This is a genomic window from Microbacterium atlanticum, from assembly GCF_015277815.1.
In the GTDB taxonomy this organism is placed as follows: Bacteria; Actinomycetota; Actinomycetes; order Actinomycetales; family Microbacteriaceae; genus Microbacterium; species Microbacterium atlanticum.
The window spans coordinates 2,360,944-2,386,987 of sequence record NZ_CP063813.1 but is presented as its reverse complement, the minus strand read 5'-3'; the positions used below and the strand labels follow the sequence as shown (position 1 = coordinate 2,386,987).

The window sequence follows — 26,044 nt, the reverse complement described above, 5'->3', positions numbered from 1 at the left end:
CATGACGCTTGCCGACGTCGGATTGACCGTTACTCCTGCACGCAGGAAGTTCAAGCTCACTGCTGGTCAGAACAATCACTTCCTCATAACTCTGCTCGTCGGGCTCGACAGCGTACGAAGCGGAGAAGCCGTCGTGTCGGCGGAGTTCTCAACGTCGTGGAGCCCAAGCGACCGCGAGAGCAGCTATCACCGTAGTCGGCAGTACGCGCTCGAGTCGGCACTGGTCTGGATCACGGACCTGCTTGACGGGTACCGCCGGTCCATCACCAACATGCCGGGTCTATTTGCCGAAGGCGACGCACTGCGCATCAATCAGATGGACGGACGTGCTCGGAAGCTGCGGGAACTCGCTCGGCACTTGTCTCTCGAGCAGTCCGATGCCGAGTTGCTCGTTCAGGTCGGTTATGTCTGGCGTAATCGGGTCGTCCATTCGGACGGATCCGGTGGACGCGTCTCAGCCGATGTGCGAGCACGTCTGGAACGAGCGCGTGATCGCATCAGAGCTGATTTTCGCGGACTCGACGTCGACGAGTACCTCGACCGAGTTGGCGGCGGGAGTATTCCGTCGTTCAAGGACACAGCTTCAGCGATTGCCGCAACTCAACAACTCGTACAGGCGATCGACCACGCCGTGATCGACCGCATCGATCTCGACTCGTGGGGCGAGGCCTTGATCGGCGATTTTGTCCGCGAACAGTTCGTCACGAACTCAGCCGTCTACGCGCAGTTCTGGCCCGGCAATGCGGAGAAAACCTGTAGCAAAGTACGGCAGCTACTCCTTCAGCAGGGCATGAGCTCGGTCGGCCCCGGCGATCGGCGACTGTCGCGCGACTGGGTCGAGGAGCTTTCCTCGCTGCGAGCGCGTGATGCGCGGGAGCGCTTTGCGCCATCCTCTGACGAGACGCAGTAACTCTGTTCCGGTGAACGCGCCGATCTACCTGACTGCATCGGTTTGGCCGCGTACGTCTCAATCCAACGACGGTCCCACTGGTCGCAAGAAGAGAGGCATTCGATCGACACGTGCTCCGAACGCGTGCTAGACGTGCCGTGGTCGGCACTACGAGAGCACGCCCCGATACGGTTGCATACGTGATGCGCGAAAATGTCTGGCGGCCTTGGGATGCGGACGACGAAGAGTATGCCCACCGCCTCACGGTGCGAGAGATGCTACCTGCGCACGCGCGTGCGGCGGTAGAGAATTGGCTAGGTGCACGGCTCGCCAACGCCGGGTACGGATTCACGTCTGCCGCGCTTCGCAACTACATCGAGACTGCGCTGCACTTCAAGTTCGCGTACGACCCAGGCGATGTGCGAGCCCAGGCCCTTGTCGGCTCGATACTGGACGAAGGTGATCGTTTCACAGTACGTGTCATCGACCTCCTCGTAAGCGGAATGGAACGGGACCACATGTACCGGCCGCCTTCTGCGATTGTTGAGCTGGCGGGCTATCTGGATCTCGCCGCCTCGAGCATCACGATTGTCGACGATGATCGCTCGTTTCGCATCGGCCGACGCCTCCCAGACGGTGTAGAGCGGATCGCTTCCGAGGCCGCCGCGGCCGCGGGGGAGGTAGCTGGTCGACACCTCGCAACGGCATGGGCCGCGGCAACTGCGCTTGAGCCTGATCCAAGTAAAGCCATGACGGAAGCGATCCGTGGTGTTGAGGCCGCGGCTGGGCCCGTCGTGATCCCAAGGGACGGGCGCCCGCAACTGGGCAAGATCGTCCGTGCCATCAGGGACAAGCCCGACATTACCCTGATCTTCGAAACCCGCGACGATGGGCACCCCGACCTTCGACAGGTACTGATTGGGATGCTGGAGACCCTGGCGTTTGCCCAGAGAGATCGCCATAGTGGCGAGGCACCCGAACCTATTACCGCGATCGGGCACGTCCAACTCGCATCCACGTTGGTCAGCTGGTTCTCAACCGGCGTTGTGCGGTACAACGACTAGCTGCAGATTCACGCTGCAATCCCGAGGATAAAGCGGGGGCGCGAAACGTTACCTTCAACCTCGAGAGCGGGTCCGCGCAGCCGCGTCGAACCGGCGGTCAGCAGCCGGCGTCCACCCTGCCCGGCTGTCAAGACTCCCTCGACAGGGCGAGCAACTTCCGCGCGGCGCCCCGCTCCGTGGCTCAGAGGTGCTAGGAGCGCATCCCATGTGGGCAGTCCGCTCTCCTGCGACATCCCAGCTCCAACGAAGTCTGATGCAAATCCTGCACGCAGTGAGCGCTGAAGTCCTTCAGGAATGCCTCTACGGTGGCCGTGACAGAATCATCGTCGCGGGTCGCAGGCTACCGAAGAGGGCGAAATCTGATGCTGACTGCTGATGCTGCACTCGGCAGCGATTGCCGGCCGAGCGATGACCCCGCCGACAGCGGTACGGATATGGAACAGACAGAAGCGCGCGGCATGCACCATTTCGCCGCGGAGCCCACGTTGCGGCCGCGGCTCGAACTTGGCGCCCGGTGCTCGACAGCACATAGCGTCACGAGCAAGCTTTCTAGTTCTTCGCCAGCCACCTATTTCGGTCGCACCGCTACCTGGGAATCAATCGGGGGCGGACGGCGCAGCCCAGATGGATTCTCGCAGTCGCTCTTCGGCTGCTTTCACCGCGGACAGACGGCGGACGGTTGCAGCTGTAGACAGCATCAGTTCAGCTATTACCACTTGCCCGAAGAGGGCGAGCTTCGGCAACGCAAACCACAGCGGGGCGAGAGCGCTGGCCAGCACGAGCAATGCCCAGAGGGCTTCGAACGCCCCGACGACCCCCACCATTGCTTGTCCGTTCCGGATGGCCAGGACCAGGAGAAGAAGTGGCGCGTATCCGACCAGGGCGATTGAGGCGCAGACAAGGACGCTGAACGGAATCCACTTCCACGAAGAGGTCCAATACCGGGTCGCAACGGCAAGGTGGAGCCCGACAACGGCGAGCAACCCGACTGGTACGAGGACCCAAGCGGAGCGAGCGGTCTCCCAGAACTGCCCACCGTCTACTGCAGCACTCGTCGCGACAATTCCAACGGGAACCACACTGGCCAGGATGTACCAGACGACGATCTGTGTCCGCACCGCTGCGAGACGGGTGTACGGCGAGCTGTATCGACGAGTGACCGTCTCCGCAGCGCTCATGCGATTTACGCGCTCCGCAAGTTGAGCAGACCTGCTGCGCTCGTCGCTTCGGCGCGCGGACTCGGATAGCGGAAGAAGTTCGCGCACCACGGCGCTGACGACGACGCAAACGGCAGCGAGCGCAACGGCAGCAAGGGCTCGCCCGTCAGCGAAGTTTCCCCCGCCGAAGCTTGCGGCGACTGCGAGCGCGGCCCACGCAACCGCGAGCCACCCGCACATGGTCGCTGTCCCTACAATGAAGGAGCTCGCAGAGCCCACCGCTTTTACGACCGCCAGTGCTACCACCACCGCAGACAACGCCGGAAGAACTGTCGCTGCAGATGGCGAGAAGGGTCCTGCAGCGTCAGCCAGGGAGAGCCTCGACGTCGGAAAGAACTGCCCGGTGAATATGAGCGCGCGAAGCGCAAGATAAAGGCCCGCGACGTACACTCCGGTGCCGACAAGCAGGCCAATTCGGCTGGCGACGCGGCGTACTGAGTCACGGCGAACCTGGGCGTATGCCTCCTCATCGCTTTTCAGCGTCTCACTCGACGAAGCGGGGCTGTCTGTTGGTAGGAACCTCCCGCTCGCTCGTCGCGCTGAGCCGCGTGCGTGCGCGGCAAGCAAGGCGCTTACCGCCACGGCAGTCGAGCTCAGGCATATGACCGCGGCGTATGTGATCCCTCTGCCCTTGATCATCGAGGACCAGGCTAGCGGGCCTCTTCGACAACCCTTTTCCTTGAGCCCGCCGGCATTCGCATGCCGGCACGCCGCCCCCTAATCAGATCGGTCGTATGAGCCACGGCCGTCTCTATCCGATCCGGCCGGACTCGCACTCCGCGATTCAAGACTTGCGGTTGAGCATCAATGAAGTCGAGCCATAACGCGGCCTGCAACGCGCTCAGGAGCCGAAATGTCGAGGACGGTGTGGTGTTGCCATTAGCGTTCGTGGGTAGAAGGTGTCAATTACGGAGTTGAAGTGGCAGAAGAGAACCCCTGGAACGCGGCGCGCCTGATCCCGACGTCCGGGATCAACGGTGCTGAGGAGCAGGAGCGAAGAGCGACATCCGCATTGCTGGCGGTCATGAGTTCGGTGAAGGAATACGGCCGGGTAGTGACGGGTCGTATGGGCGCGCCGGCCGGGGTGCTGGAGACGTTCATCGAGGTGCCGTTCCAGCTTGGGGATAAGAAGGTCTTTCCCGACGGTCTCATCCGGGTGAAGCGCGGAAGCAAGGTCTGGACCGCGCTCGTGGAGGTCAAGACGGGCAACAACGAGCTGCAGCGGGAGCAGCTGGAGAACTATCTCGACGTCGCGCGGCAACATCGGTTCGACGCGCTGCTGACGATCTCCAATGAGATTCCGGCGGCGGCGGGCACCCACCCGACCGTCGTTGATAAGCGGAAGTCGAAGTACGCCAGCATGCACCACCTGTCATGGACAGAAGTGCTGACTGCCGCGATCATGCAGAAGGAGTTCCGTGGCGTCGCCGATCCCGATCAGGCGTGGATCCTGGGTGAGCTGATCCGGTATCTGGAGCACCCGAAGTCCGGCGCCGTCGAGTTCACTGACATGGGCCCGAGTTGGGTACCCGTTCGGGATTCGGTGTCGAGCGGCACGCTTCGCAAGAGCGATAAGGACGCCGCCCAGGTCGCGGGACGATTCGATGCATTGCTGCGCTACGGCGCCCTAAAGCTCGGGCAGCGACTCGGCGCTGACGTCACCCAGGTCTTGTCGAAAACGGAAGTCGCCAACCCGGCCCTTCGAATCGGAGCGGTCACCGACATGCTGGTGAACGAGGGCAAGATGTCAGGCGCGATCCGTATCCCGAACGCCGTGTCGCCTCTATCGGTGACCGTCGATATCCGCGCGGCGCAGGTTACATGCTCTTTCTCCACGAGCGCTCCCGCCGAGGGCCGGCCAACCACGAGGGTCAACTGGCTGCTGCGTCAGCTCAAGGATGCACCGGACTCCCTCCGCGTTGAGGCGTTCGCGGCGCGTCAACGCGGTGGCACCGCCGAGCTTCTGAAGACAGCACGCGAGAATCCAGGTGTCCTGGTTGCTGATCCCGCGAAGGAGATCAAGTCGTTCACGGTGACCTACATCGGCAAGATGGGCACCGCCCGCCTGGCGGGCAGGTCCGGCTTCATCGATTCGGTTATGGAGGCGATCCTCGAGTGCTATGACCTTGTGGGGCAGCGACTCAAGGATTGGTCTGCCGCTCCTCCGCGCCTCCGGAAGCCTGAGGAGGTCGTGGTGGACGAGGAAGTGTCGAAGGATATTCCCTCCGCTGCGCTCTCGTCCCAAGACGACGAGTTGCCGGGTTCGGCGGCAGCAGACGCACGCTAGCTTCGCGCGCAGGACGACTCACAGATGTTGAGTGCTGAAAGCCGCGCTGAGGTGTTCGCCCGTCTTTCCCGTGGCCAGGAATTCCTAGCAATGGCGACGATCGGGGAGGGCGATGAGAACTTCGTGAACTCCGTTGTCAGCCTCTGCGCGCAGGCAGGAATTGCCGCGTCGGACGCGACGCTCATGGCACACGGTATCGGGCGCGGCGCTCGAGCGGGGCACGAAACCGCACCTGCGGCTCTACGACGGATCCAGCAAGACCGGATCGCTGCCGCGCTCAGCCGACTCTTGCGTCTCAAGGCGAAAGCGCAGTATACGGCGAGAACGAGCTGCACACTGGGCGATGCTCGTTCTGCCCTGAGCGACGCGCGGCGGGCACTCGAGCTCGCGAAAGAATTCTGTGAACGAAAGGTATCTGAATGACTACTTGCTTCGTGATCGGGCCGATCGGCAACGAGTTCGCGCCCCCGGAGTCCGCGGCACGTCTGTCATGGGAGTCTTCCCTTGAGATCTATGAGCGCGTCATCAGGGCGGCATGCGAGTTCCTTGGCATCGAGGCCGTTCGCGCGGACCAGATTTCGATCTCCGGCGACATAAACGAGCAGATTTTTCGGCATTTGTTTGAGGCCGATCTTGTCATCGCCGATCTGACAGGAGCCAACGCCAATGTCATGTATGAACTCGGGCTCCGGCACTCGCTGAAGCGCCTGACGATCCAGGTAGCGGACAGCGCGACACCGCTGCCGTTCGACGTTAAGGCCGTGCGGACTATTCTGATCGAACGATCTCAGTTGGGCCTGGTGGAAGCGCGCAAGCGCCTGGTCAAGGCCATCGAGACGGGACTCAACGGCCAGATCGATATGGTCGCAGCGACCCGCGTCTGGGAGGCTTTGCAGAGCGCCGATTCCGGCGATGTAACGGTCGTGCTGGGCGAGCCCGACCCCTCGGAAGATGAAGCGCCCGAAACGCAGGCCGGCTTTTTCGAGATAGTGATGAGTCTTGACGACTCCTTCGGGACCGTCACGGCAACCTTGCAACGTGTTAGCGAGGTGATGTCCGCGATGAACGAGGACACGTCGCTGGCGAGCTCAGGGCTGAGAGCCATCCCCTCGACGGCAAGCAATGCAACGCGGCTGGCCAAGATTAGAGAGTTCGCGGACATGCTGAAGGGTCACGCATCGGAGTTCGACCGAGTTACCCTTGCTTACGAACGCGATCTGAGCGCCCTCGACTCACACGTTTCTCCTCTGCTGCGTATCGTCGCTACCAACCCGACTCTCCTGCGGAACGAGGGAACGACCAAGTTCCTGGAGGTTATCTCCGATCTTGCAATCACTGCTCGGCAAGCATTCGAGGGCTTCGGCGGCTTTAGCGCCTCGTTGCAGGACCTCGGAGCGATGAGTTCCATGTTGCGTGCCCCTGCGAAGACGATCGCGCAGGGCGTCGCTCGCCTAGCTGAGACGGTGACTCTCATCGATGATTGGGACGCTGCCGTGCGGCGCATCCGTGATGGGCAGCACCAAGGGATCGGCTGAACTGCGCGTGGCGCCCCCGCGAGGCCGTCCGAAGGACGCTATCGCGTCAGCAACTCGGGCAGTTCCGGGTCACGAGCGCGAAGCGCCATCCTTGTCTTGGCCCTTGTAGGTCCATGATCCGGCATTCGCGCGATCAGCGTCGCCGGCCGGAGAGCGGTGGTGGATGGGACGGTTCACTTCACGAGCACGGGCGTGACAGAAGTTGGCGGGCGGCTACCGACGGTTGCGGACGGGCTAGAACGTGGAGATGCATCGCGCTCTGCCACGGTCACGCACCCTGAAAGAGGGCGCAATTGCCTCCGTGCGTCAGAGAATTGAGGTGTGCTCCAGATTGCTAGCGGGATCTACTTCGACACGGATGACCTTTATGAAACGGTGCACCGCCGAGTCGTGTACACCAACGGCCTGCGCGGCCGGGCGGAGGACGTAGAACTGCCGATCGGCGTCCTACGGTTCACCAATGGGTACGGCGACGTTCAACCGGTCGTAGTCGAGTGCGTCGATCGACTGGAAAGGACTGACCCCGATGGTTCGCAGTCTCCTCACATCGCGACTAGTGGCGACGAACTAATCGATGACTTCGCCGATGTGGTTGCCTTCGGCCTCGACATCGTCGTCCTCCCTGATGTCGACCTGGCACAGCGCGTAGTCTCGGGCGGCGGAAAGGGGCGAAGGCGGCGAGCGAAGCTTCTCAAGCATGTCCTGGAACCGGCGCGATATCTCTCCGATGAGGAGATCACCGACCTCCGTGAATTCTGCAGCGAGTTGATCGCGCTCGAGCGGCCGCACTTCGAGGCCGCGATGCGTGCTATCCGCCGGGTCGCCGACGCCGTCACCTTCGCCGACAGTGACGTCTCGCTCTCGTACACGCTGTTTGTCGCCGCAATTGAATCGCTTGCGAAGGACTCGGTTGTTCCTACGGCTACGTGGGAACAGTACGACTCTCCCAAACGGAAAATTATCGACGCTGCGTGTGCGGGGCTTGAAGAGGGCGAAACCGCGCTCATAAGAGATGCAGTGTTGAAGGTCGACATGCTCTCCTTACGTCGTAAATTCCAGGGGTTCGTGCTCGAACATCTTCCGGCTGAGTATTACCGGAGCGGTGCGGCGAACTCCATAAGCCCTATCCGGGCGGTCGACTTGCCCAAGGCTCTAGACTTCGCGTATCAGGTGAGGTCTAAAACCGTTCACGAACTTCGCGATCTTGCTCCGGAGCTGCGCGAGCTAGCCCGACAGGACGATACTGTCCGGCACGATGGAAAGACCGTTCTGAGTTTGGAGGGACTACACCGGGTCTGTCAGCACGTGATCCGGCAGTACATCAAGCGAGCTCCCACCGGCGTGGATACCGATTTCCAGCGCAGATATAGGCAGGCAATTCCTGGGATTATGTGGGTACCGTTGTCTCCAGAGATTTGGCTGCCTGGGTGGGACAGCTTCAACGCCAAGGACGCCCCGAGAATCTTCTCCGCCCTTGTCGAGTCGTTTCGTGCCGTTCTTAGCGGCGAGTCTGAGGGCGTCATCGACGCGCGCAAACCCCTCGAGCAGATCGAGAAGCTACTTCCAGGCGAGGCAAAACAAAATCGCGTGCCGTTGGTCGCCGCTTATGCACTGTGGCATGCCAGGGTCGCCGAGGACCTGAGGCGACCGCAAGCGGATCACTATCTCAAGCCAAACATGGACCTGCTGCGCGCGCCATCGATGTATTCATACGCCTTGTGGGCGTTTGGATTCACATTCGATTGGACCGACGCGGAGCTCATGGCTCTCGCCGATGAACGTGAATCGTCAATGCGCCAACAGCCCAAATACCTCCTTGAGCTCCCTGCCCGCCTCGACGCAGCTCTGCGATTCGATCTGGCGCAACGGGCCTGGAAACGGGGAGATCGAAGCGCGAGTCGCGTACAGATCAGCAAGGCAATCGAGTTACTCCCGGGAGACGAGCTACTCCTCGCCCACGAATTGCGAATGGGCACCGAGGACGTGTTCGAGGAACTCGACATCCGGGCCTTCTTCCTAAAAGGCGTTGAGCGCGATGACTCGGAGCCGTCGCCGGACGCTGGCGCTCTCTCGGAACGCGACCTCGACGGCACGGCGGAGTAACGCGAAGGGTCGGTGGCGCCAGGTAGCAACACGCGAGTGCGCCACGCGGCTACCGTGTGGGACGCCGTTGCGCGCTCAGGCCGGTTTCAGACCACGCGCGGGGATGCGACATCGGGCTTACGGACGGAAAGACGCACGGGTTCGACTCCAACAGGCACTACCTTGTGGCCATGAAGAAGGGCAACGTCGTTCGCATCGAACAGGTCACCTACGAGCTGAAGGTCAGCCTCGGGGGTGGCGGTGCAGGCGAGGTTTGGAAGGTCAGGGCTCGGGACGGTGAGGAAGACCTCGCACTCAAGCGCATTCCGAAGACCAAGAAGCGCTCTCGCAACGAACGCTTCCGGAATGAGATCGCCTATTGCGCGACGGCGACACATCCGAACGTCGTGAAGGTGCTCGCTTCTATAGAGGACGACGCAGCGTTCTCCTACGTGATGCGCTTGTATCCAATGACGTTGCGAAACGTGATCGACACCGAGTCAGATCACAAGGTACTGCTCGACTACGTGCTTCAGCTCTGCGAAGGCCTCGCACACGTGCACGGCGATGGCGTTGTCCACCGAGACCTTAAACCCGAGAACATCCTCGTCGACCCGGATACCCACACACTCGTCATCGCCGACTTTGGGATTGCCCACTTCAAGGACTCGACGCTGACTGAGCATGGTGAGCTTCTCGCCAACCGAAACTACGTCGCGCCCGAACAGATGGCCCAGAAGGGATCCATCGGCATCGGTCAGCCGGCTGACGTCTTCGCTCTCGGCCTCATCGCGACAGAGATGTTTACCAAACGGAACGCAAGGGGCAGCCACCATCCCAGAGTGGCCGACCTTTACCCATTTCTTTCCGATGTGGATCTGGTCGTGGACCGGATGCTCCTGCAGGAAGAGTCCGACCGAATCCGAATCGAGGCAGCGCGCGACGCCCTCCGGACGATCGAACGGAATGTCGAATCGATGATCGGCGACATCGCCGACGACTTGCGGCCCGCCGACGCGTCGATTCTGATCGATCCGAGTCAACGTGACCTCATTCGCGAACGTGCAGCGCGGGACATTCTCTCGGTGAAGTACCTCTTCGAGAGGGCAGCGCCGGAGGAGCTCGCTCGCCTCAACCCGAACTACCACTGTGAAATCGCGTACCGAGCCAGCCCCGATCTCTTCAATACATGCGTGCAAGCCGCGATCTACACGCGGTGCAAAGCGAAGTTCGAGTACGAAAGCCACGGCTCATGGGACGATCACGACCGCAGCCTCGTGCTCTCCACGGACAAACAGAAGCTCGAACGTGAGCTCGAGACGATTCTCACCGCGTTCCCTCTCACCCGAACTTCAATGTGGCTGGGCCTGGTCGACCGATCGCGGCACTACTTCCGTTTCCTCAAGGACTATCACTGTGGCGAGTTGTTGGAAAGCATCACCGAGATGATTTCAGCCGAAGGACCGGGCTCGCTTCGGTCGAACCTTCTCAACGCACCGCTCGTTTGGCTTGCCCAACACGTGAGGACGTACCTCGCGACCGACTTCACCCTGCTCGATCAGCGCACTCTCGAGCTCCTCGAGTTTGAACAGAATGTCGGCATCCTCTGGAGCGAGACCAACCTTGACGACAAGCAGCGAAGGGCCGCGGGCGCCGACCTGATCGACAAGTCGCTCTTCGCCGAAGAAACGGCGCGGATACTCGAGGCGTTCGAGAGCGCATGGGACGTCACCTATGGCGAGCGCACCGACGGGCGCTACTCCGTGCATTTTGGTTCCCGGGCCGAGTACGAGAGGTTCCGTTCTCTTGCGCTCATCAACGCCTCCCCGTTTTATGTGTTCGAGGCCGATGTTCTCGATCTGTTGCACCCCACAGGTTCGTACGAAGACCTCGTCACCCTTGAATGGGATGCCGAGTTTCGGATCCGGAACACGTTGGCGAAGGTCCTGGGGCTTCGCGATATCACCGAAGCTCCGAATGTTGCGCCTTCGCCGCGTCAGGCGCGGCGGGATTTGTGATCTCGAGCAGGCCAAACGGTAACGAATCGTCCCCTAGTCGCGACCCTTTGGTGCCTTAAAGGGCGGTCCCTCAAAGCAAGAGCGAGGAAATTCTGTGACCGACGCTGATGCCCGCGCTGATCGCGCCCGAATAACCCGCAACAGCATCTTCTCGTTGTGCCAGGTAATCGAGCGCCTTTAAATCCCCATCCCGCGCCCCGCACTCGGCGCCCCAACCACCGGGCCCGTCACCATGGCCGCCTCCCGCTTCCGCGCTGCCTGCCGCATCTCGGCCTCAGCCGCGCGCACCGCATCTTGCATCGTCAACTCCGGAGTGCCGCGCTGCATCGACTCGGCGAGGCACTCGCGGGCCGCGGCATCCGTCCGCGCCACGACGACCGCGACGTTGCTCAGCCGACCGCGCGTAAGGCCCACATAGAGACCTGCAGCATCCACGTCCGGCCCGACCACCGACGCGTCGGCGGTGTCGCCCTGCACGCCGTGCACGGTGGACGCGTAGGCGAGCTGCAGGTGCTCGCGCGCGTACTCGGTGGAGACACGCGCCACCTCGCCGCTGTCGCTCACCGAGACGAGGGACAGGTATTCGTCGCGGATGCCCCGCACGATCCACTGCGCGCGATTCTCGACTCCCGTGAGCCGGTCGTTGCGACGGGTCTGAACGGTGTCGCCGACGAGGATGTGCTGCTGCCCGGTTCCCCACGCGGCGACGCGGACGTCGAGCTCGCCCAGATCGACTCGCCGCTGCTGAATGGCGTCGTTGATCGCATCCGCCTCAGCATTCGTGCCAGATACCAGCGTCACCCGCTTGCCGCGTGCGTGCCAGTGGAAGTACGCGTCGACCATCCGCTCACGCGCCGCGTCGTGATGTTCGAGCCGGTCGACGTGACCGTGTTCGGCAAGCTCGCCGGCAACCACCAGCGCACGCTCGCGATCACCTGCATCCCGCAGCCGCAGCGTGAGGGACGCGTACTCGCGATCGCGGAACCGGTGTACAGTGTCAAGCTCGACCGCAGCGTTCGCGTGCCGGATCGCAGAACCCATCGCACCCGCATGTCCGACCGGCAACGCCTGATGCGTGTCACCCACGAACGCCAGCCCGACACCCTGCTCGATCGCGAGCTCGACGAGGACGTTCGCCGTCTGCAGGTCGACCATGCCGGCTTCGTCGACGACGATCCGATCGCGAGAGCGCAACACGTACCGGGTTGGTCCGCCGTACAGGGCGTCCGTGCTGGAATCGACTTCTCCCACTCGAAGCCTGGTCCACACCTTCGCGCCGGCATCGTCGGTGGCCCATCGGTAGCCGTGGTCCAAGAGAAGGGCTTGAATACTGGATGCCGCGGCCCCGATCTCGCGCGACGCCACCGATGCCGCTTTTCGCGTGGGAGCAACCACGAGCATCCGTCGCCGTTGCGACGTGAGCGCCGCGAACGCAGCGCGCAGCATCGTCGTCTTGCCCGCGCCGGCGGGTCCGGTCACCGTCACGAGCCCGTCCGTGCCGGCGATGCCGCACGCGGCAACGCCTTGCGATGAATCGAGCGCCGACAGATCCGCGCCCGACGTGAGCCGGTGCAACTCGCCCGGGAGCAGGGAACGCCCGGGGCGGGCGAGTACGTCCAAGCGGCCGGCGAGACGCACCTTGGCGCGTACGGTCTCCGTCGCCATGAACGCCTTGACGTGCGCCGGCGGATCCTCCGCAACGAGCCGGTAGACGGAACGCGTGGCACGCTGCGCGATCTCGGCGATCGCGCCGTCGAGCCGGTCGCGCGCCACAACGACGCCCGTGCGCGAGAGTGCGCGGATGGCTCCCGCGCGGATGTCGAAGCTACTGAACCTCCCGCCGCATGAGGTGGACCGTTCGTCCGCGTCAACGACCGCCTGCGCAGCAAGCAGATCCAGGTTCAGCGCATCCGGGTCTGTCACAGCAACTGGAACGGGTGCGCGGAGGGTGGTCAGACCCGGATCGATTGCTGTGATCTCGTCGCGGACGCGGGCCTCCCAGGACGCCTCAACGAGTCCGGCCGGTTTGTTCGGACGCGACACCGCCCACGCGCGGCGATCGATCTGCTGCAGCACCTCCACGCTCGGCGCAGATCCTCCGTGGGCCGCTGACCACTCCGCGATCAGGCGGGCGCGGTTGCCCTCGATCTGTGCCGACCGGCGGGAGACGGGTCGTACGGCACCGGCGAGCTCGGCGATCTCGCCCGTCTCGTCGAGCGTGTACCCATGCTCGGCGAGCGCAGCGATCCAGGCGGGATCGGTTCGGGCGGCGAGCTCACCCTCAGCATTGACGACGGTGTGGAGTTTCATTGCGACGCGCGAGTCGAGGTTGGACCACTTGCCATCCGCGCCCAGTACCTTGATGTTCAGCCAGAGGTGACGGTGGATGTGCGGGTCGAGCGCGCGCGAGCGCCGATGCCGTAGCTCGACGGCCTCGATGCGGGTGATCTCCTCGCGGATGAGCCCGCCGTGCCCGCGCCGGGCGTTGAGCTCCGTCTGCCACGTGAGCAGGACGCGGTCACGCAGCCGGTCCTGGAGCCCTTCGAACGCGGCGGCGAGCTCCGGCTGCAGCAGCGCGGCGATGCTGTACGACTTCGGGTGGTTGAGGGTCCCGTCGAGCAGCAGGTCGGCGTCGGGGTTCAGCCGCTGATGGCCGCGCTCTTCCCCAGTGACCGGGTCGTGGCCGGTGAGCCAGACACGAAGGCCGCCAGCGGTGAGCTCGTCGGAGGTGATGACACCGTTCTCGACGATGAACCGCGACACGGTCGAATCCGATGCGGCACTGTACCGTTCGAGCGCCTCAACGCCGGGGGAGTGCTGCAGGTGAGCATCGCAGGTGCCCTCGAGTGCATAGGCGATCGCCTGTCGAACCCCTCGGGATTCGACACCTCGCTTCCATCGCTCGAGGCCTCCACGCATGCGGTCAGAATAGGGCGCGTTTTACCGATTATCCAGGGATTTTTCGGGCGTGCAGGTATGTGTAGGGGAGTGTTGCTAAAGGGCGTCGCTCACCCATGGTGCCTGCGTGCATTGCTGGATTGCTGGTTCCCGTTGGTTGTCTGGCTTTTGTCACCTTTGCTCGTCACCCTCTCATTCGTCGGCTTGGACTTCGTCTTCTCGCCCTGGTCGATATTGCGATCGGCGCCCACCTGTTCCGTCGAATGTGGCACCTGACCGTCCGAGACGATAGCGCCGGCCTAGCGGACGTCTCCAGCGACCAGACGATGACGGCTCGATCGGGTACCCGCGCGTGAACGGAGCGGCATCGTCTGCAATTCAGCGAGAGGACTAGGAGCGAGCAGAGATGGAGTCGTCGCTACGTTCGCGGCCCCAGTGAACGAAACCAGCGCGCGATCGAGCTCTGATTGGTTTTCGTCGACTGCGCGGCGAGTTCCGCCTCGCTTTCGCGCTGCGCTAGTTCACGCCGTTCCTTCTCATGGATCGCTGCCGCCAGCTCGTCCTCCAGCTGTCCCAGCTGCACGTTGCGCTGGACAATCTGACCATGCATCGGCAACACGCCGGCCGCGAGAGCGCCCGCCGTGAGGCTGATGATGAAGAACGTAGTGGCCGCTGTGGACGGTGATTCGTCACGTCCGAGCAAGATGAGTGCGAGCATGACCGAGATTGCCAGCAACATAACCAGGGCCGAGCTTGCAATGACTCCTAAACCCCACCGACGCCCAGCAGTGAACACACGCCAAGACCAGTAGTCGACGAACGGCATCTCTTTACGAATCGCCCGCCTCGCAACGCGGCTCGACGGGACCGCGTCGGCGTAGGTAAATCGGAAGAATCGAGACTCCACTACGAGCGCCAGCAAGAGTACAGGTGCGATCTGTGCAACGGTAGCCACGAAGGCCCGCTCAGCTTCAGTCACTGGCGCTCGCGGGTCTGGGCAGGCGTCGCCGCGCGCGGGCGCCCCGGATCGCGTCATTGAGCTCGGTCTCGATCTTCTTCATGTCGTACTCCAGGCGACTCCAGTCAAGGCGAGGGTGCTCACGATGGACTACCTCGTTACGGCTGTTGAGCACCCGCTTGATCCTGAACTCGGTATCCTCGCTGATCACGTGATCGTGAACGAGCGACTGGACGACCGACGGGATCGGCCGAGATGCATCCTTTCCCCCGAGAGTAATCTCCGCGAGTTGAAGTAGCTGTTTCTCGATTCCGATCCACCGCGCCAAGAAGGTGTAGCGGGTGATTGCCGCTTCCTCGGCCTCGGCGATCTCTTCGTCGATCGACGGACCAGCCAACGCCGCCACCTCCGACCCGTAGGCGTAGTCGCGAGAGAGCGCGCGAACGGTCGAAAGGCGGTCGAGCGTTTCGCGCTCACGTCGCTTGTTGCTCGCCGAAACCGCCAGAAACCAGACGACGGTGGCGGCTGCCATGGCCGCGGACGTGATAGTCGCGAGGATGGAGATCCATGGTTCGGATACTCTTCCCGAGTCAGCAAACAGACCAAGCAGGCTGGCGGCTGCAGCACTCGCAGCAACCACGAGAACCGTTGCTTGACCGACCTGGATCTGCAGCGTCAGCCGCCGCTCTGACTGAGCAACCAGGTCCTCTGCTTCGAGGTTCAGTGGCGCGGACTGCGCGCCGGTCGTTTCGGTGTAGGCGCGCAATACGTCAACAGCATCGAGCGGACCGCCTCCGCGCCGCGCAGCCTCGCGAATCACCTCTTCCCGTTGGCGATTCAGAATCTCATCCAATGCCGCGCGAGCGTCATCCGTGAGGATCGGGCGGTCTTGCTCGCGAGCGGTCATTTGTTCTCCAGCATCCACTTGTGGATCTTCTCGATTGCCAGGCTCACCGCGGCGACGACCATGGTGAGCGCCGTCACCACTGCCCAACCCCAGCCGTTGGGCGTCATGCTCAACGCCCACCCGGCGAATGCCCACAACGGTGGTTGGAAGACCTCGACAACGATGTGCCAACGCGGAGTCTTGAGCCGGACCCATCCCGCGTCAAGCACGGAACGTTCGGCGTCGACGAAGTTCTTGGTGCTGAACTCGCGATGCCGCACGCCCCTGGCTCTTCGAAGCCACTCCTCCTTCGATGCCACCTCGAACACCCGGAAGGCGTAGTCCTGAACGATCTTCGTGAAGGCCGCGCGGTGTGCTTCGTTGAGCTGCGATGTGCCCTTGACGGTAACGGTGATGACATCTCTCGCCGAAGCGTCAGACGAAACGGAGCCGACCGTTGGGGTACTGCTGCTCGTCATCATTCTCCTTGAGATTCGAGCCGACTGTAGCAGTCGGCTCGCAGTACTCGTCGGTGTGGCGGCGGATACCTGATCCGCCAGAGCTGCTAGCTCCCGCCCGTGTTTCCCACAGATTGTCGGCCTGCTAGGTGCGGCGCGCAGTTAGTGCGTCGAGATGGGAATCCTCAGAATCCGAGTCGCTTCCATAGCGATCGCTTCTCCGATGGCGCAGCCTGCTCCGCGACAATCGCCTCTCGGTGCTCCCGTGCGACCGCGTCCGCGCGTTGAGCAGTCGCGGAATCGTCTCGCTCGTCGGCGGCGCGCTCGGCTCGAAAGTCCGCATAATCCTGAGAGTCGCTGGACATCGGTGGAGGCGAGAGCCAGACGCCGATGTTTGGCCGATCGGGAGTCCCGCCGTATAGCGAGGCCTCTCGAAGTACGATCAGGCCGTCGTCGGCCGCCTGAACCACCAACGGCTGGAGCCTGTATGCCTGTTCGCGGGGCAGATAGCCGCAGGTCTCTCGTTGGTAGTCCCACACGAGGTCCACGCGCACCGCGTGGCGATCAAACTCGTTCAGGGGCTCTGCGATTAGCTGCGCGAAGAGCGTCCCGCCCTCATCATCTGCATCCATCACCTCCTTGACGCGTCGAATTCCCTCGAGGTAGCGGGATTCCCCGACTACCTCCCACTCTTCGTCGTCGGTGAACCCCATCGCTCGCGTAGGAACGACAGGGGCGTAGGCCTTCGCGCCGAGTGGAGGGAACTGTCCGTCCTGGAAGGGGAATGAATCGTAGCGGGCGTCCATTCGCCCAGTATGGCTTTACGTCCGGGCCCTGGAGATCAACGACATGTACAGCGGGAATTCGCCCGGTTCCTTTCAGGCGCCGCCACGTGGAGGCCTGGCGCAGGCGGGTGAGAAGGACGGCGTGCTTCCCCATAGACTTCGGGAGTTGGTCTATTGGGGGAACGTATGGCACGTCGTCGTGGATTCTTTGCCGAGCTTCAGCACCAGGCGAAGCTTGCCGATCAGCGGCAGCAGGCCGCGCTGCGGCAACAGTCGCAGGCGGTCAAGCGAGCCGAAGCTGCTCAACGCGCCGCAGAGCGCGCGGCGGCAGCCGCCGCCCGTGCGTCGGAGCAGGATCGCAAACGTCTTGAGCGGGAAGCAGCTCAGGCGCACGCAGATGCTCGCCAAGCCGAGGCGGAGGAGCTAACCGCGGAGCTGAACGGGCGCTTCGTCGAACTCGAGGAGATTCTCTCGGCAACGCTCGATGTGGACGACTTCGTAGACCTGGAGTCGCTGCGCGCCGTCGTAACGCACCCGCCCTTCCCCCGGGAAGACCTGCGCGTCCCGATTCCCGAGCCGGCGGCGATCCCGGACCCTCCGCTGCCGGTAAAGCGCGAACCGGAGCCCGTGAAGGGCCTGCTTGGGCGCAAACAGAAGGCTGCGGATGCTCTAGCCGCGGCCGAGCAGCAGTATGCGACCGACTACTGGGCGTGGAAAGCTGCGAGTGACGAACTTCCCGCACGCCGCGCGGCGCAAGAGGCCGCTCATCGGGCAGCAGAGAGCGCGCGACAGGCCGCCCTCGCCGAGGCGCTCGCGCAATACGAGGCGGAGTCAGCTGCGCGGGAGAAGAATGTCGCCGAGCAGAATGAGTCCCTCGACCAGCTGATCTCGGGCCTGGCATACGGCACGGTTGACGCCGTTCAGGAGTACGTCGGAATCGTGCTCGCCAATTCGATCTACCCGGAATGGTTTCCGGTATCGCACTCGGCGACCTTCGAGCCGACCACCGCCGAACTCAGCCTTCGGGTTCTGATTCCCGGGCCGGACGCGATTCCCGCGATCAAGTCGTACCGCTACACCAAAGCGACGGACGAAATCACTCCTGTTGCCGCAACACAGAAAGATACAAAGGACCGCTACATGCGTGTCGTTCACAACATCGCGCTGCGGTCCCTTCACGAGGTGTTCGAGGCCGACCGTCGAGGACTGATCGGGGGCATTTCACTGGAGCTCGGGACCGAGACGATCAGTCCGGCGACCGGCCAACCGACGTACGTGCCGTTCGTCGCAGTCGCAGCACGCCGCGAGGAGTTCGAGGCGCTCGACTTGTCCGCAGTCGTCCCGTCCGCGACTCTCGAGCACCTTGGCGCATCGGTATCCAAGAACCCGCACGGTTTGGTGCCCGCCGTCGCCGGCGGCGTGCGGCGCGCGCGATGACCAATTCCAGCGTCCGGTTTAACCCGCCTCCTGGATGGCCCAAGCCACCGGCGGGTTGGGTCCCGCCAGCAGGCTGGACCCCCGACCCGTCATGGCCCGAGCCGCCAGCCGGATGGCAGTTGTGGCTGACGGACGACCCGCCCACTGCAGCGGAAGTTGCGCCGACGGACGATCATCCGGCAGATTCGAGTCCGAGAGACGCGGCGCCGGCCCCAAGTCCGGAGATGGGACGGCTAGCGTTTCTTGAAGCCGAGAACGCCTCACTTCGCGCACAGCTGGCGGAGGCACGTGCAGGCGACGTTGTGGAGTTGAGCGACGCGCGAGTGCTGCAGGACGTGGGGATCTACCGATACCACCACCCGCTTGAAACGGCAGCGGCGTACCAAGAATCGCTTGCCGCACTCGAGTCGCGGATTGCCGACGCTGTAAAGGCGGGTCGAGCGATCGTGAAGTCTGAGTTGTTCACCTTCAACAACTCTCTCGCCCAGGGGCGCCGGATGACCGACGACCTGGCCAAGCTCATGCTCCGGGCTTACAACGCTGAGGCTGACAACTCGATCCGAACGCTTCGGGTCGGGAATGTGGTGACCGCCAAACGTCGACTTGAGGCATCGCGGACGGCGATCGCGAAGCTCGGCGCACTGATGGAAATGAAGATCAGCGATGAGTTTCATGACCTGCGCGTGGAGGAGATTGAGCTAACCGCCGACTGGTTGATGAAGAAGCAGGAAGAGCGCGAGGCAGAACGTGAGGAGCGAGCTCGCCTCCGTGAGGAGAAGAAGGTCGAACGCGAACTCGCGGAGGAGCGAGCACGCCTCGACAAGGAACGCGCACACCTCCTCAACACCTTGTCAGTCTTGGAGCAGCAGGGGCAGGTCGACGACGCCCTGCGCGCACGGCTCGCAGCGGTCGATGATGCGATCGCGCAAAACGACTTCCGGGCAGCGAACATTCGGGCTGGTTATGTCTACGTGATCTCGAACGAGGGGGCTTTCGGCGCCAACGTGGTGAAGATCGGCCTGACGCGACGCCTCGAGCCGCGTGATCGCATCGTCGAGCTCGGTGGGGCTTCTGTGCCGTTCAGATTCGATACGCACGCCCTCTTCTTCTCGGAAGACGCCGTGACCCTCGAATCTGAGCTGCATCATCACTTCGCGGACCGCGCCCTTAACCGTGCCAACGCGCGAAAGGAGTTCTTCTTCGCCACACCCGCCGAGGTGCGCGACGTCCTCATCGAAAAGGTGGGCAACATTCTCGAGTTCAACGAGGTTGGCGAAGCCACCGAGTACCGGCAGTCGGTCGGACTCTGGCCCGTACCGGAACCCCGCAACTAGTCCTGCGCGACACAGGAATCGCGAAACGTGCGTTGCGACCGCCCGACTCGTATTGGTCCCTCGCACGAACGCGTTGGTTTCGGTATCCGGAGCGCACGGCTTCCTTGAAGCACGAACTGACCCGTGCGCGCCTCGCGGCGCGTTTCCCCATGAGCCAGCACAGGTGACGTGCCCCTCGGCACGCCGAGCGGACTAGCGGCTGACGCGCCGCCCAATACGGTTCCTTATGTACGCGCGTAGCGCCGGATCACACACGTAGACGTATGTGCCGCGAATGCCCCTCGTCAGGAGGACTCCGTAGATGTTGCGGATGAACTCCAGTAGGTCGTCATCGGAGTAGACGATCCCGCGTTGCTTGTTGTTCTCTTTGCCCTTGGCGTCCCGATACGACGCGCGGTCGATGTAGAGCCGCCGGGATCGGGCGTCGTAGCGGAGGTCGTTGCCGATGATGACGCCTGCGTAATTGAGGTCGTAGCCCTGAACCGTGTGAATAGACCCGACCTCGTGAATGGATGCCGGACTATTGATCCAATCTTTGGCTTGGCTGTTCCAGCGAAGGCGCACGCCATCGAGCTCGATATCGAACGCTTGCTTATCGCGGTTGCTCTTCCACTCCCATGCGTAGCCGGCGACCAGGCGGGCGAGGCCATGCTCGTCGTTGCGCTTGAAAATCTCGCGTCGCATCGCCCCGAGGTCGTCGAAGAATCTCAGGTCATAGTCACCGAGGTCGGGGCGGGCGGTCGCGTTGGACTCTCCCCGCAGCACGTCCCGAACGAATTGCACATAGTCGGCGCCCGCGCGCACGCGCATCTGGGTAGACAGCGGATACCGGCGATGCGTCGACCTTGCCTGGTCTACGAGTGTGCGGAGGACACTCTGAGGCAGATCAGCCGGTCGTACGGTCTGCTCGAGATCTAGCAGATAGATCTGGTGCCGACTCTGAGCGCGTATCCAGTCCAGCTGCGTCTTCGATGGGTCGTCAGCGCCAAAGAGCTTTTCGTTGATTGTGATGAATCGCTTGTTGTTGACGCCCGACGACTGGTTCGCGCGTTGGTTCAGGCGATGAGTTTCGTCGACAATCAGCAGGTCCCATGGTTGATCTGATGCCCCCACGTCGAAGGGCGTCAGGATCTGTGCCTCCGTGACCTTTGGTGTCTTCTTGAACACACGCTTGATGGATTCGCGCAAGGACTGCTGAGGCACGACGAAACCGATCCGAAGGCCCGCGAGCACTTCGCGATTCCCGGGGACGAAGAAATCGGCGAACATCGAGTCCGGTTCGACTTCTTCTGCATCAGCGTGGTCGCGGATGTCCGCGAGGAGCTTCATCAGAAAGATCGCGACGATGGTCTTACCAGTGCCAGGCTGCCCTTCGATCACGCTCGCGGAAGACGCGCCGCTCTTGAGGTCGGCCAGGAGCCCTTCCACAATGTCCTCGACGGCGATCGCTTGTTCCGGCGTAAGCACTTTGAACGGCGACAGTTTGAAGAGGTCGCTGTTCTCGATCTCAGGGATGCTGCGCTGGAAGACTCCTTCTGACCGCAGCTTTTCGAAGATGTCGCGGAAGCTCTCTCGGTAGAGGTCGCGTTCGTAGTACCGAGCATCGATGATGCCCTCGTTGCCATTCATCACCGTGAACTGTCCGTCGCCCGCGAGCCAGCGGATCAGATGAGACTCCAGATCGAGGCACGCCGACTTGTTGAAGGTGTCGTCGATGACGACGCGCACGCGCCGGAATGCGTTCTTGGCCGGGTTGGCGAGATGCTGGCGCATGCGCGCAGCGGCGTTGACCGTCTCACCGACGTAGACAGCCCCGGCACGAGCCGAGTCGGCACCATCGAGAACATAGACCACTGGCCAGTTTCTTCGGCGCTCGTCGCCAGCCACCCAGCCCGAAATCGCGCCTGTCGTGAAGTTCAGGCGCTCGATCTCAAAGGGCGTCATACTTGGTGCTCCGTCCCCGGGCCCGATCGGCCGGGTACTTCTCTCCAGTCGCGACAAGTTTCGCGAGCACGATGTCGTCAAGGTCGACCCCGAGCCGCGCGGCGAGCAGCGTGCAATAGGTCACCACGTCAGCAAGCTCGGCTCGCACCAGCGCCTCGTCTGCATCGTCGCTCCACTGGAAGCACTCAAGGAGCTCTCCAGCCTCGATCGCGATGCTTTTTGCGAGGTTCGCCGGAGTGTGGAACTGGGCCCAGTCGCGTTCTCGAACAAACTCCTCCAGCGCCTTCTGAACCCGCTCACTCGTCACGATTGCGACCGTATCAGGACGGCGGCGGAGACTTCGCCGGATGGCTAGTTGTAGTCGCCCCGGTGACAACCCTCCGCTCCGCTACCGTATGGAGCAGAGCGAGCAGGGTTGGTGGGAGGGAGCAGGATGGCGGGGTTGCCGGATCTGCAGGCTGGGCTATATGAGACGCTCGTCACTTCGGGCCTGCAGGGACGCCTCCACTCGCAGGGTGGGCTGCTGCCGACTATTGAAGCTGTCGACGAAGCGGATCAACCACACGTACTCGCACGCCTGGTCTACGAGGAAGCCGTTCGGCAGCTTTCCTCCATTTCAGGTGAGAGTGAACGCCTCGAGCTCGTGAACCGTCTGTTAGCAGACATCGCCGCGTCTCCCGACTTTGTGGTGGCACCGGCACGTCAGCTCCAGCGACTCGCGCCTCCCGCTGGTCCGGGAATCTCGACGTATGACAACGTTCGGCCGACTACGCCGCTCAGTGAGGCAGCGCTACTTACGAACACCCGGGGCGAACCCAACCTGAACGCCGAGCTGAAGGCGGAGATCGACACCGCAGACCAGGTCGATCTCCTGTGCGCGTTCGTGAAATGGCACGGGGTCAGGCTCTTGGAGGCGGAACTCGCTCGGCTTCGTCGCCGGGGTGCCCCCTTCCGGATAATCACGACCACCTATATGGGTGCTACCGAGCGCGCCGCTATCGATCGCTTGGCGCGTGAGTTCGGTGCGCAGGTCAGAGTGCAGTACGACTCGATGCGCACCCGTCTGCATGCGAAGGCGTGGCTCTTCCAGCGCCGCAGCGGGTTCAACACTGCATATGTGGGCTCGTCGAATCTCTCGAAGGCAGCGCTGCTCGATGGAGTGGAGTGGAACGTCCGGCTGTCGGGTGTGGGCACGCCGTCGCTCCTCGAGAAGTTCCAAGCCACGTTCGATACCTACTGGAACGACGCCAGCTACGAGGTGTACGACCCCGATCACGATGGGGATCGACTCGACGATGCGCTTGCCGAGGCCTCCGGGACGCGGCGTAACGACCGGATGACAGTGTCCCTATCGGGTCTGGAGGTGCGCCCGTATCCGTATCAATTGGAGATGCTCGAAGCATTGGCTGCGGAGCGCGAGGTGCATGGCCGCCACCGAAACCTCGTCGTTGCGGCGACGGGTACCGGCAAAACGGTCCTGGCGGCATTCGACTACCAGCGACTCGGCGGCTCGAAGCGCTCATTGCTATTTGTTGCCCACCGAAAAGAGATCCTCACGCAGGCTACTCGTACCTACCGCGAGGTATTGGGCGACGCGAGCTTCGGTGAGAGTTACGTCGCGCGTAGCCGGCCAGAGCGGTGGGAACATGTCTTCGCAAGCGTTCAGTCGCTCACCTCATATGGGGTAGAGAACATCCCTGCCGAGGCCTTTGATGTCATCGTGATCGACGAGTTCCATCACGCCAGCGCGGCGACGTACCGGAAGCTCCTGGACCACTTAGAGCCGAAAGAGCTACTCGGCCTCACCGCGACCCCGGAACGCGCCGACGGCAACGACATTCTGGCGTACTTCGACGGACGCGTGGCAGCGGAGCTGCGGCTGTGGGACGCGCTCGGCCAGGAGCTCCTGTCGCCCTTCCACTACTTCGCCATCGCCGACGGCACCGACTTGTCGAGGATCGCGTGGGTGCGCGGCGGTTATGACGCCACACAGCTTTCGAACCTCTTCACGGGAAACGATGCCCGTGCGCGGATCGTCGTCAACGAGGTCGTCGACAAAGTGATCGATCCGCTCGGCATGCGCGCGCTGGGCTTCTGCGTTGACGTCTCACACGCGGAGTACATGGCGCGAGTGTTCAACGAAGCCGGAATCCCCGCCCTCATGATTAGCGGTGACGGGCGGACGCAAGCGCCGCGCGACGAGGCTCTTCGCCTACTCCGCAACCGGGAAGTGAACGTCCTCTTCTCGGCGGAGTTGTTCAACGAGGGGCTCGACTTGCCCGACGTGGACACGGTGCTCTTCCTGCGTCCCACCGAGAGCGCCACAGTCTTCCTGCAGCAGTTGGGGCGTGGCCTGCGCCGCACCGCCGACAAGGCCGTGCTTACGGCCCTGGATTTCGTCGGTCATCAGAGCAAGCAGTTTCGTTGGGACATGAAGCTGCGTGCGCTGACCGGGCTGACGCGCCAAGCTGTGGCCCGCCAGGTCGAACACGGCTTCCCTTTCCTGCCGTCCGGGTCGCAGATCGTGCTCGACCGGCAGTCGCAGCATTTGATTCTCGAGAACTTGAAGGAGCAGGTGGCCAATCAATGGCATCAGCTCGCTGCTGAGCTGCGCTCGTATGGCGACACGACGCTGGAGGAGTTCCTGAGCCAGGCAGGGGTCGACCTCGCTGACGTGCTTAAGAAGGGGAAGCGGGGCCGTTCATGGACCAGGCTCCGAAGAGATGCTGGGCTTCGAACATCGGGCGGGACGGAGCGCGAAACGCACCTGCTGAAGCGCGTTCGCGCGTTGGTCCACGTGGACGACAGCGAGCGCGCGCGAGAGTATCGGCATCTACTGGCCGACGGTTCGCCGGAGTACGCGGACCTGTCCGCACGAAGCCGTCTGTTCGCCTCCATGCTTTTCTTTTCGCTGTGGCCCAATGGCGGCGGATTCTCCTCCGTCGAAGACGGGTTGCGCTCCCTCGAGGCCGAACGAGCAGTGCGTGAGGAACTCGCCGAGGTCATTGAGCTCGGCTTCAGCTCCGCGCGACACATTCCGACCGCGATGGCCGGCAGACTCTCGTGGATGCCGCTCCAAATACATGCTCGATACCAGCGGGAAGAGGCGCTCGCCGCGCTCGGTTACGCAACCCTCGGTCGGAGGCCGAACTCGTTCCAACAGGGCGTGCTGTTCGTAAGAGACGAGAACGTAGATGCCCTCTTCATCACGCTCAAGAAGTCGTCTGCAGGGTTCTCGCCAAGCACCATGTACCGCGACTATCCGATCAGCCAAGATCTCTTTCACTGGGAGAGCCAGTCAACAACGACGATCCGGTCCACGACTGGGCGGCGGTATCTTTCCGGGTCGAGTGACGTCCTACTCTTCGTTCGTGAAGAGAAGACCAACGAATTCGGGACCGTGCCCTACCTCCTTCTCGGCACCGCGAAGATCGCGCATCATGTGGGCGAGCGGCCAATCGCGATTACCTGGCGACTCGATCAGCCCATGCCTTCGGACTTCTTTCAAAGAGCGTCGGTGGCGGCCCAATGAGCGTTGTCGTCGGTGCGGTGATCGTACGCGATGGGCTGGTGCTGGCGGCACGACGGACTCGACCCGCAGAACTCGCCGGCCGGTGGGAGTTTCCGGGCGGTAAGGTCGAAGAAGGCGAGAATCTCGCAGAGGCCCTCGCACGGGAGCTCAAGGAAGAGCTCAACTCGACCATCAACGTGATGGACGAGGTTAGAGACGCCGCCTCGCCATGGCGTATCAGCGACGAACATGTCCTCCGGCTCTTCCTTGCCACAGTCGTCACCGGTGAACCCACCGCTGGGGAAGACCACGACCAGCTCTGCTGGTTGCTGCCGGGCCATCTTGGCGATGTCGCGTGGCTGCCCTCAGACCAGCTGGCCCTGCCCGCAGTACGGAGAGCAGTGGAACGACGAGCTACCCTCTAGACCCGGGGCTCCATGTGCGCCCAACGGTGGCCGCGCGGTGTGAACGGATGGCACTGGACTGCAGGGCGCACGCCGCTCACGCGCACACGACGAGTTGTCCGCCTTCGACACATATGCCGCCCCAGCGATCGGGCGCGGCGTAGTGCTCGTCGTCGAACGGCTGCTAAGCGACGCGCGCCAGCGCGGAGTCTGCAAGGAGTGAGCGACGAGAACGGAGGCGCGACCGATCGCTAGACTCCCGGCGTCGGAGGGAGGCGCACCTCCCCAACGCCAGTTGACGACATCTTCCGCCATCTGTCCACATCTGTGATCGGCC

The 26,044-nt window shown here is 63.0% G+C and carries 19 protein-coding genes; 11 read left to right on the top strand and 8 right to left on the bottom strand.

Going from position 1 to position 26,044, the window contains the following annotated elements; all coding sequences use genetic code 11:
• Window position 1 precedes the first annotated feature (1 nt).
• Together IR212_RS10865 and IR212_RS10860 are read left to right on the top strand one after the other, a co-directional pair.
• A complete protein-coding gene (locus IR212_RS10865; protein ID WP_194395940.1) occupies window positions 2–910 on the top strand; it encodes a hypothetical protein in 909 nt (302 codons plus the stop codon).
• Between the two features lie 182 nt (window positions 911–1,092).
• A complete protein-coding gene (locus tag IR212_RS10860; protein ID WP_194395939.1) occupies window positions 1,093–1,953 on the top strand; it encodes a hypothetical protein in 861 nt (286 codons plus the stop codon).
• Between the two features lie 596 nt (window positions 1,954–2,549).
• Here IR212_RS10860 and IR212_RS10855 read toward each other — a convergent pair.
• The gene (locus IR212_RS10855; protein ID WP_194395938.1) at window positions 2,550–3,809 is read right to left on the bottom strand and encodes a hypothetical protein; all 1,260 of its coding nucleotides are present in this window, start codon (window positions 3,807–3,809) and stop codon (window positions 2,550–2,552) included.
• A gap of 280 nt (window positions 3,810–4,089) precedes the next feature.
• On the opposite strand from IR212_RS10855, the gene IR212_RS10850 reads away from it, so the two are divergent.
• The 5 genes from IR212_RS10850 to IR212_RS10830 all read left to right on the top strand — a co-directional run bounded on the left by IR212_RS10850 (window position 4,090) and on the right by IR212_RS10830 (window position 11,092).
• The gene (locus IR212_RS10850; protein WP_194395937.1) at window positions 4,090–5,457 is read left to right on the top strand and encodes a stress response protein; all 1,368 of its coding nucleotides are present in this window, start codon (window positions 4,090–4,092) and stop codon (window positions 5,455–5,457) included.
• 24 nt (window positions 5,458–5,481) lie between these two features.
• On the top strand, window positions 5,482–5,880 hold the full coding sequence (locus tag IR212_RS10845) for a hypothetical protein (protein ID WP_194395936.1): 399 nt from the start codon (window positions 5,482–5,484) through the stop codon (window positions 5,878–5,880).
• A complete protein-coding gene (locus IR212_RS10840; protein WP_194395935.1) occupies window positions 5,877–6,992 on the top strand; it encodes a hypothetical protein in 1,116 nt (371 codons plus the stop codon). Before IR212_RS10845 ends, IR212_RS10840 begins: the two co-directional genes overlap by 4 nt.
• Window positions 6,993–7,313: 321 nt before the next feature.
• Window positions 7,314–9,095, top strand: a complete 1,782-nt coding sequence (locus tag IR212_RS10835; protein WP_194395934.1) for a hypothetical protein — start codon at window positions 7,314–7,316, stop codon at window positions 9,093–9,095.
• A gap of 170 nt (window positions 9,096–9,265) precedes the next feature.
• Window positions 9,266–11,092, top strand: a complete 1,827-nt coding sequence (locus IR212_RS10830) for a serine/threonine-protein kinase (protein ID WP_194395933.1) — start codon at window positions 9,266–9,268, stop codon at window positions 11,090–11,092.
• A 177-nt stretch (window positions 11,093–11,269) separates the two neighbouring features.
• Here the strand turns inward: IR212_RS10830 and IR212_RS10825 are convergent, their stop codons facing one another.
• The 5 genes from IR212_RS10825 to IR212_RS10805 all read right to left on the bottom strand — a co-directional run bounded on the left by IR212_RS10825 (window position 11,270) and on the right by IR212_RS10805 (window position 17,098).
• A complete protein-coding gene (locus tag IR212_RS10825; protein WP_228479276.1) occupies window positions 11,270–13,855 on the bottom strand; it encodes an AAA family ATPase in 2,586 nt (861 codons plus the stop codon).
• Between the two features lie 553 nt (window positions 13,856–14,408).
• Complete coding sequence (locus IR212_RS10820; RefSeq protein WP_194395931.1) at window positions 14,409–14,969, bottom strand: hypothetical protein; 561 nt, start codon at window positions 14,967–14,969, stop codon at window positions 14,409–14,411.
• Window positions 14,962–15,873, bottom strand: a complete 912-nt coding sequence (locus IR212_RS10815) for a hypothetical protein (protein WP_228479275.1) — start codon at window positions 15,871–15,873, stop codon at window positions 14,962–14,964. Before IR212_RS10815 ends, IR212_RS10820 begins: the two co-directional genes overlap by 8 nt.
• Window positions 15,852–16,316: a hypothetical protein gene (locus IR212_RS10810; RefSeq protein ID WP_194395929.1), complete on the bottom strand. Its 465-nt coding sequence runs from the start codon at window positions 16,314–16,316 to the stop codon at window positions 15,852–15,854. The genes IR212_RS10815 and IR212_RS10810 overlap by 22 nt, the downstream gene beginning before the upstream one ends.
• 161 nt (window positions 16,317–16,477) lie before the next feature.
• Entirely contained in the window at window positions 16,478–17,098 is a 621-nt protein-coding gene (locus IR212_RS10805) for a hypothetical protein (protein ID WP_194395928.1), read from the bottom strand.
• Between the two features lie 165 nt (window positions 17,099–17,263).
• On the opposite strand from IR212_RS10805, the gene IR212_RS10800 reads away from it, so the two are divergent.
• Both IR212_RS10800 and IR212_RS10795 read left to right on the top strand, forming a co-directional pair.
• Window positions 17,264–18,514, top strand: coding sequence for a hypothetical protein (locus tag IR212_RS10800; RefSeq protein ID WP_194395927.1), 1,251 nt, complete (start codon window positions 17,264–17,266; stop codon window positions 18,512–18,514).
• A gap of 302 nt (window positions 18,515–18,816) precedes the next feature.
• On the top strand, window positions 18,817–19,848 hold the full coding sequence (locus IR212_RS10795; RefSeq protein ID WP_228479274.1) for an SNIPE associated domain-containing protein: 1,032 nt from the start codon (window positions 18,817–18,819) through the stop codon (window positions 19,846–19,848).
• A gap of 192 nt (window positions 19,849–20,040) precedes the next feature.
• Here the strand turns inward: IR212_RS10795 and IR212_RS10790 are convergent, their stop codons facing one another.
• A complete protein-coding gene (locus tag IR212_RS10790) occupies window positions 20,041–21,792 on the bottom strand; it encodes a DUF2075 domain-containing protein (RefSeq protein ID WP_194395925.1) in 1,752 nt (583 codons plus the stop codon).
• Window positions 21,779–22,099 (bottom strand): nucleotide pyrophosphohydrolase, encoded by a 321-nt coding sequence (locus tag IR212_RS10785; protein ID WP_194395924.1) that lies wholly within the window; start codon window positions 22,097–22,099, stop codon window positions 21,779–21,781. Before IR212_RS10785 ends, IR212_RS10790 begins: the two co-directional genes overlap by 14 nt.
• 144 nt (window positions 22,100–22,243) lie before the next feature.
• Here IR212_RS10785 and IR212_RS10780 point away from each other — a divergent pair, with 144 nt between their 5' ends.
• Both IR212_RS10780 and IR212_RS10775 read left to right on the top strand, forming a co-directional pair.
• Window positions 22,244–25,324 carry a DEAD/DEAH box helicase gene (locus IR212_RS10780; protein ID WP_420488622.1) on the top strand — a complete coding sequence of 1,027 codons (3,081 nt, stop codon included), beginning with the start codon at window positions 22,244–22,246 and terminating at the stop codon, window positions 25,322–25,324.
• Window positions 25,321–25,728 carry a (deoxy)nucleoside triphosphate pyrophosphohydrolase gene (locus IR212_RS10775; protein ID WP_194395922.1) on the top strand — a complete coding sequence of 136 codons (408 nt, stop codon included), beginning with the start codon at window positions 25,321–25,323 and terminating at the stop codon, window positions 25,726–25,728. Before IR212_RS10780 ends, IR212_RS10775 begins: the two co-directional genes overlap by 4 nt.
• Window positions 25,729–26,044 lie beyond the last annotated feature (316 nt).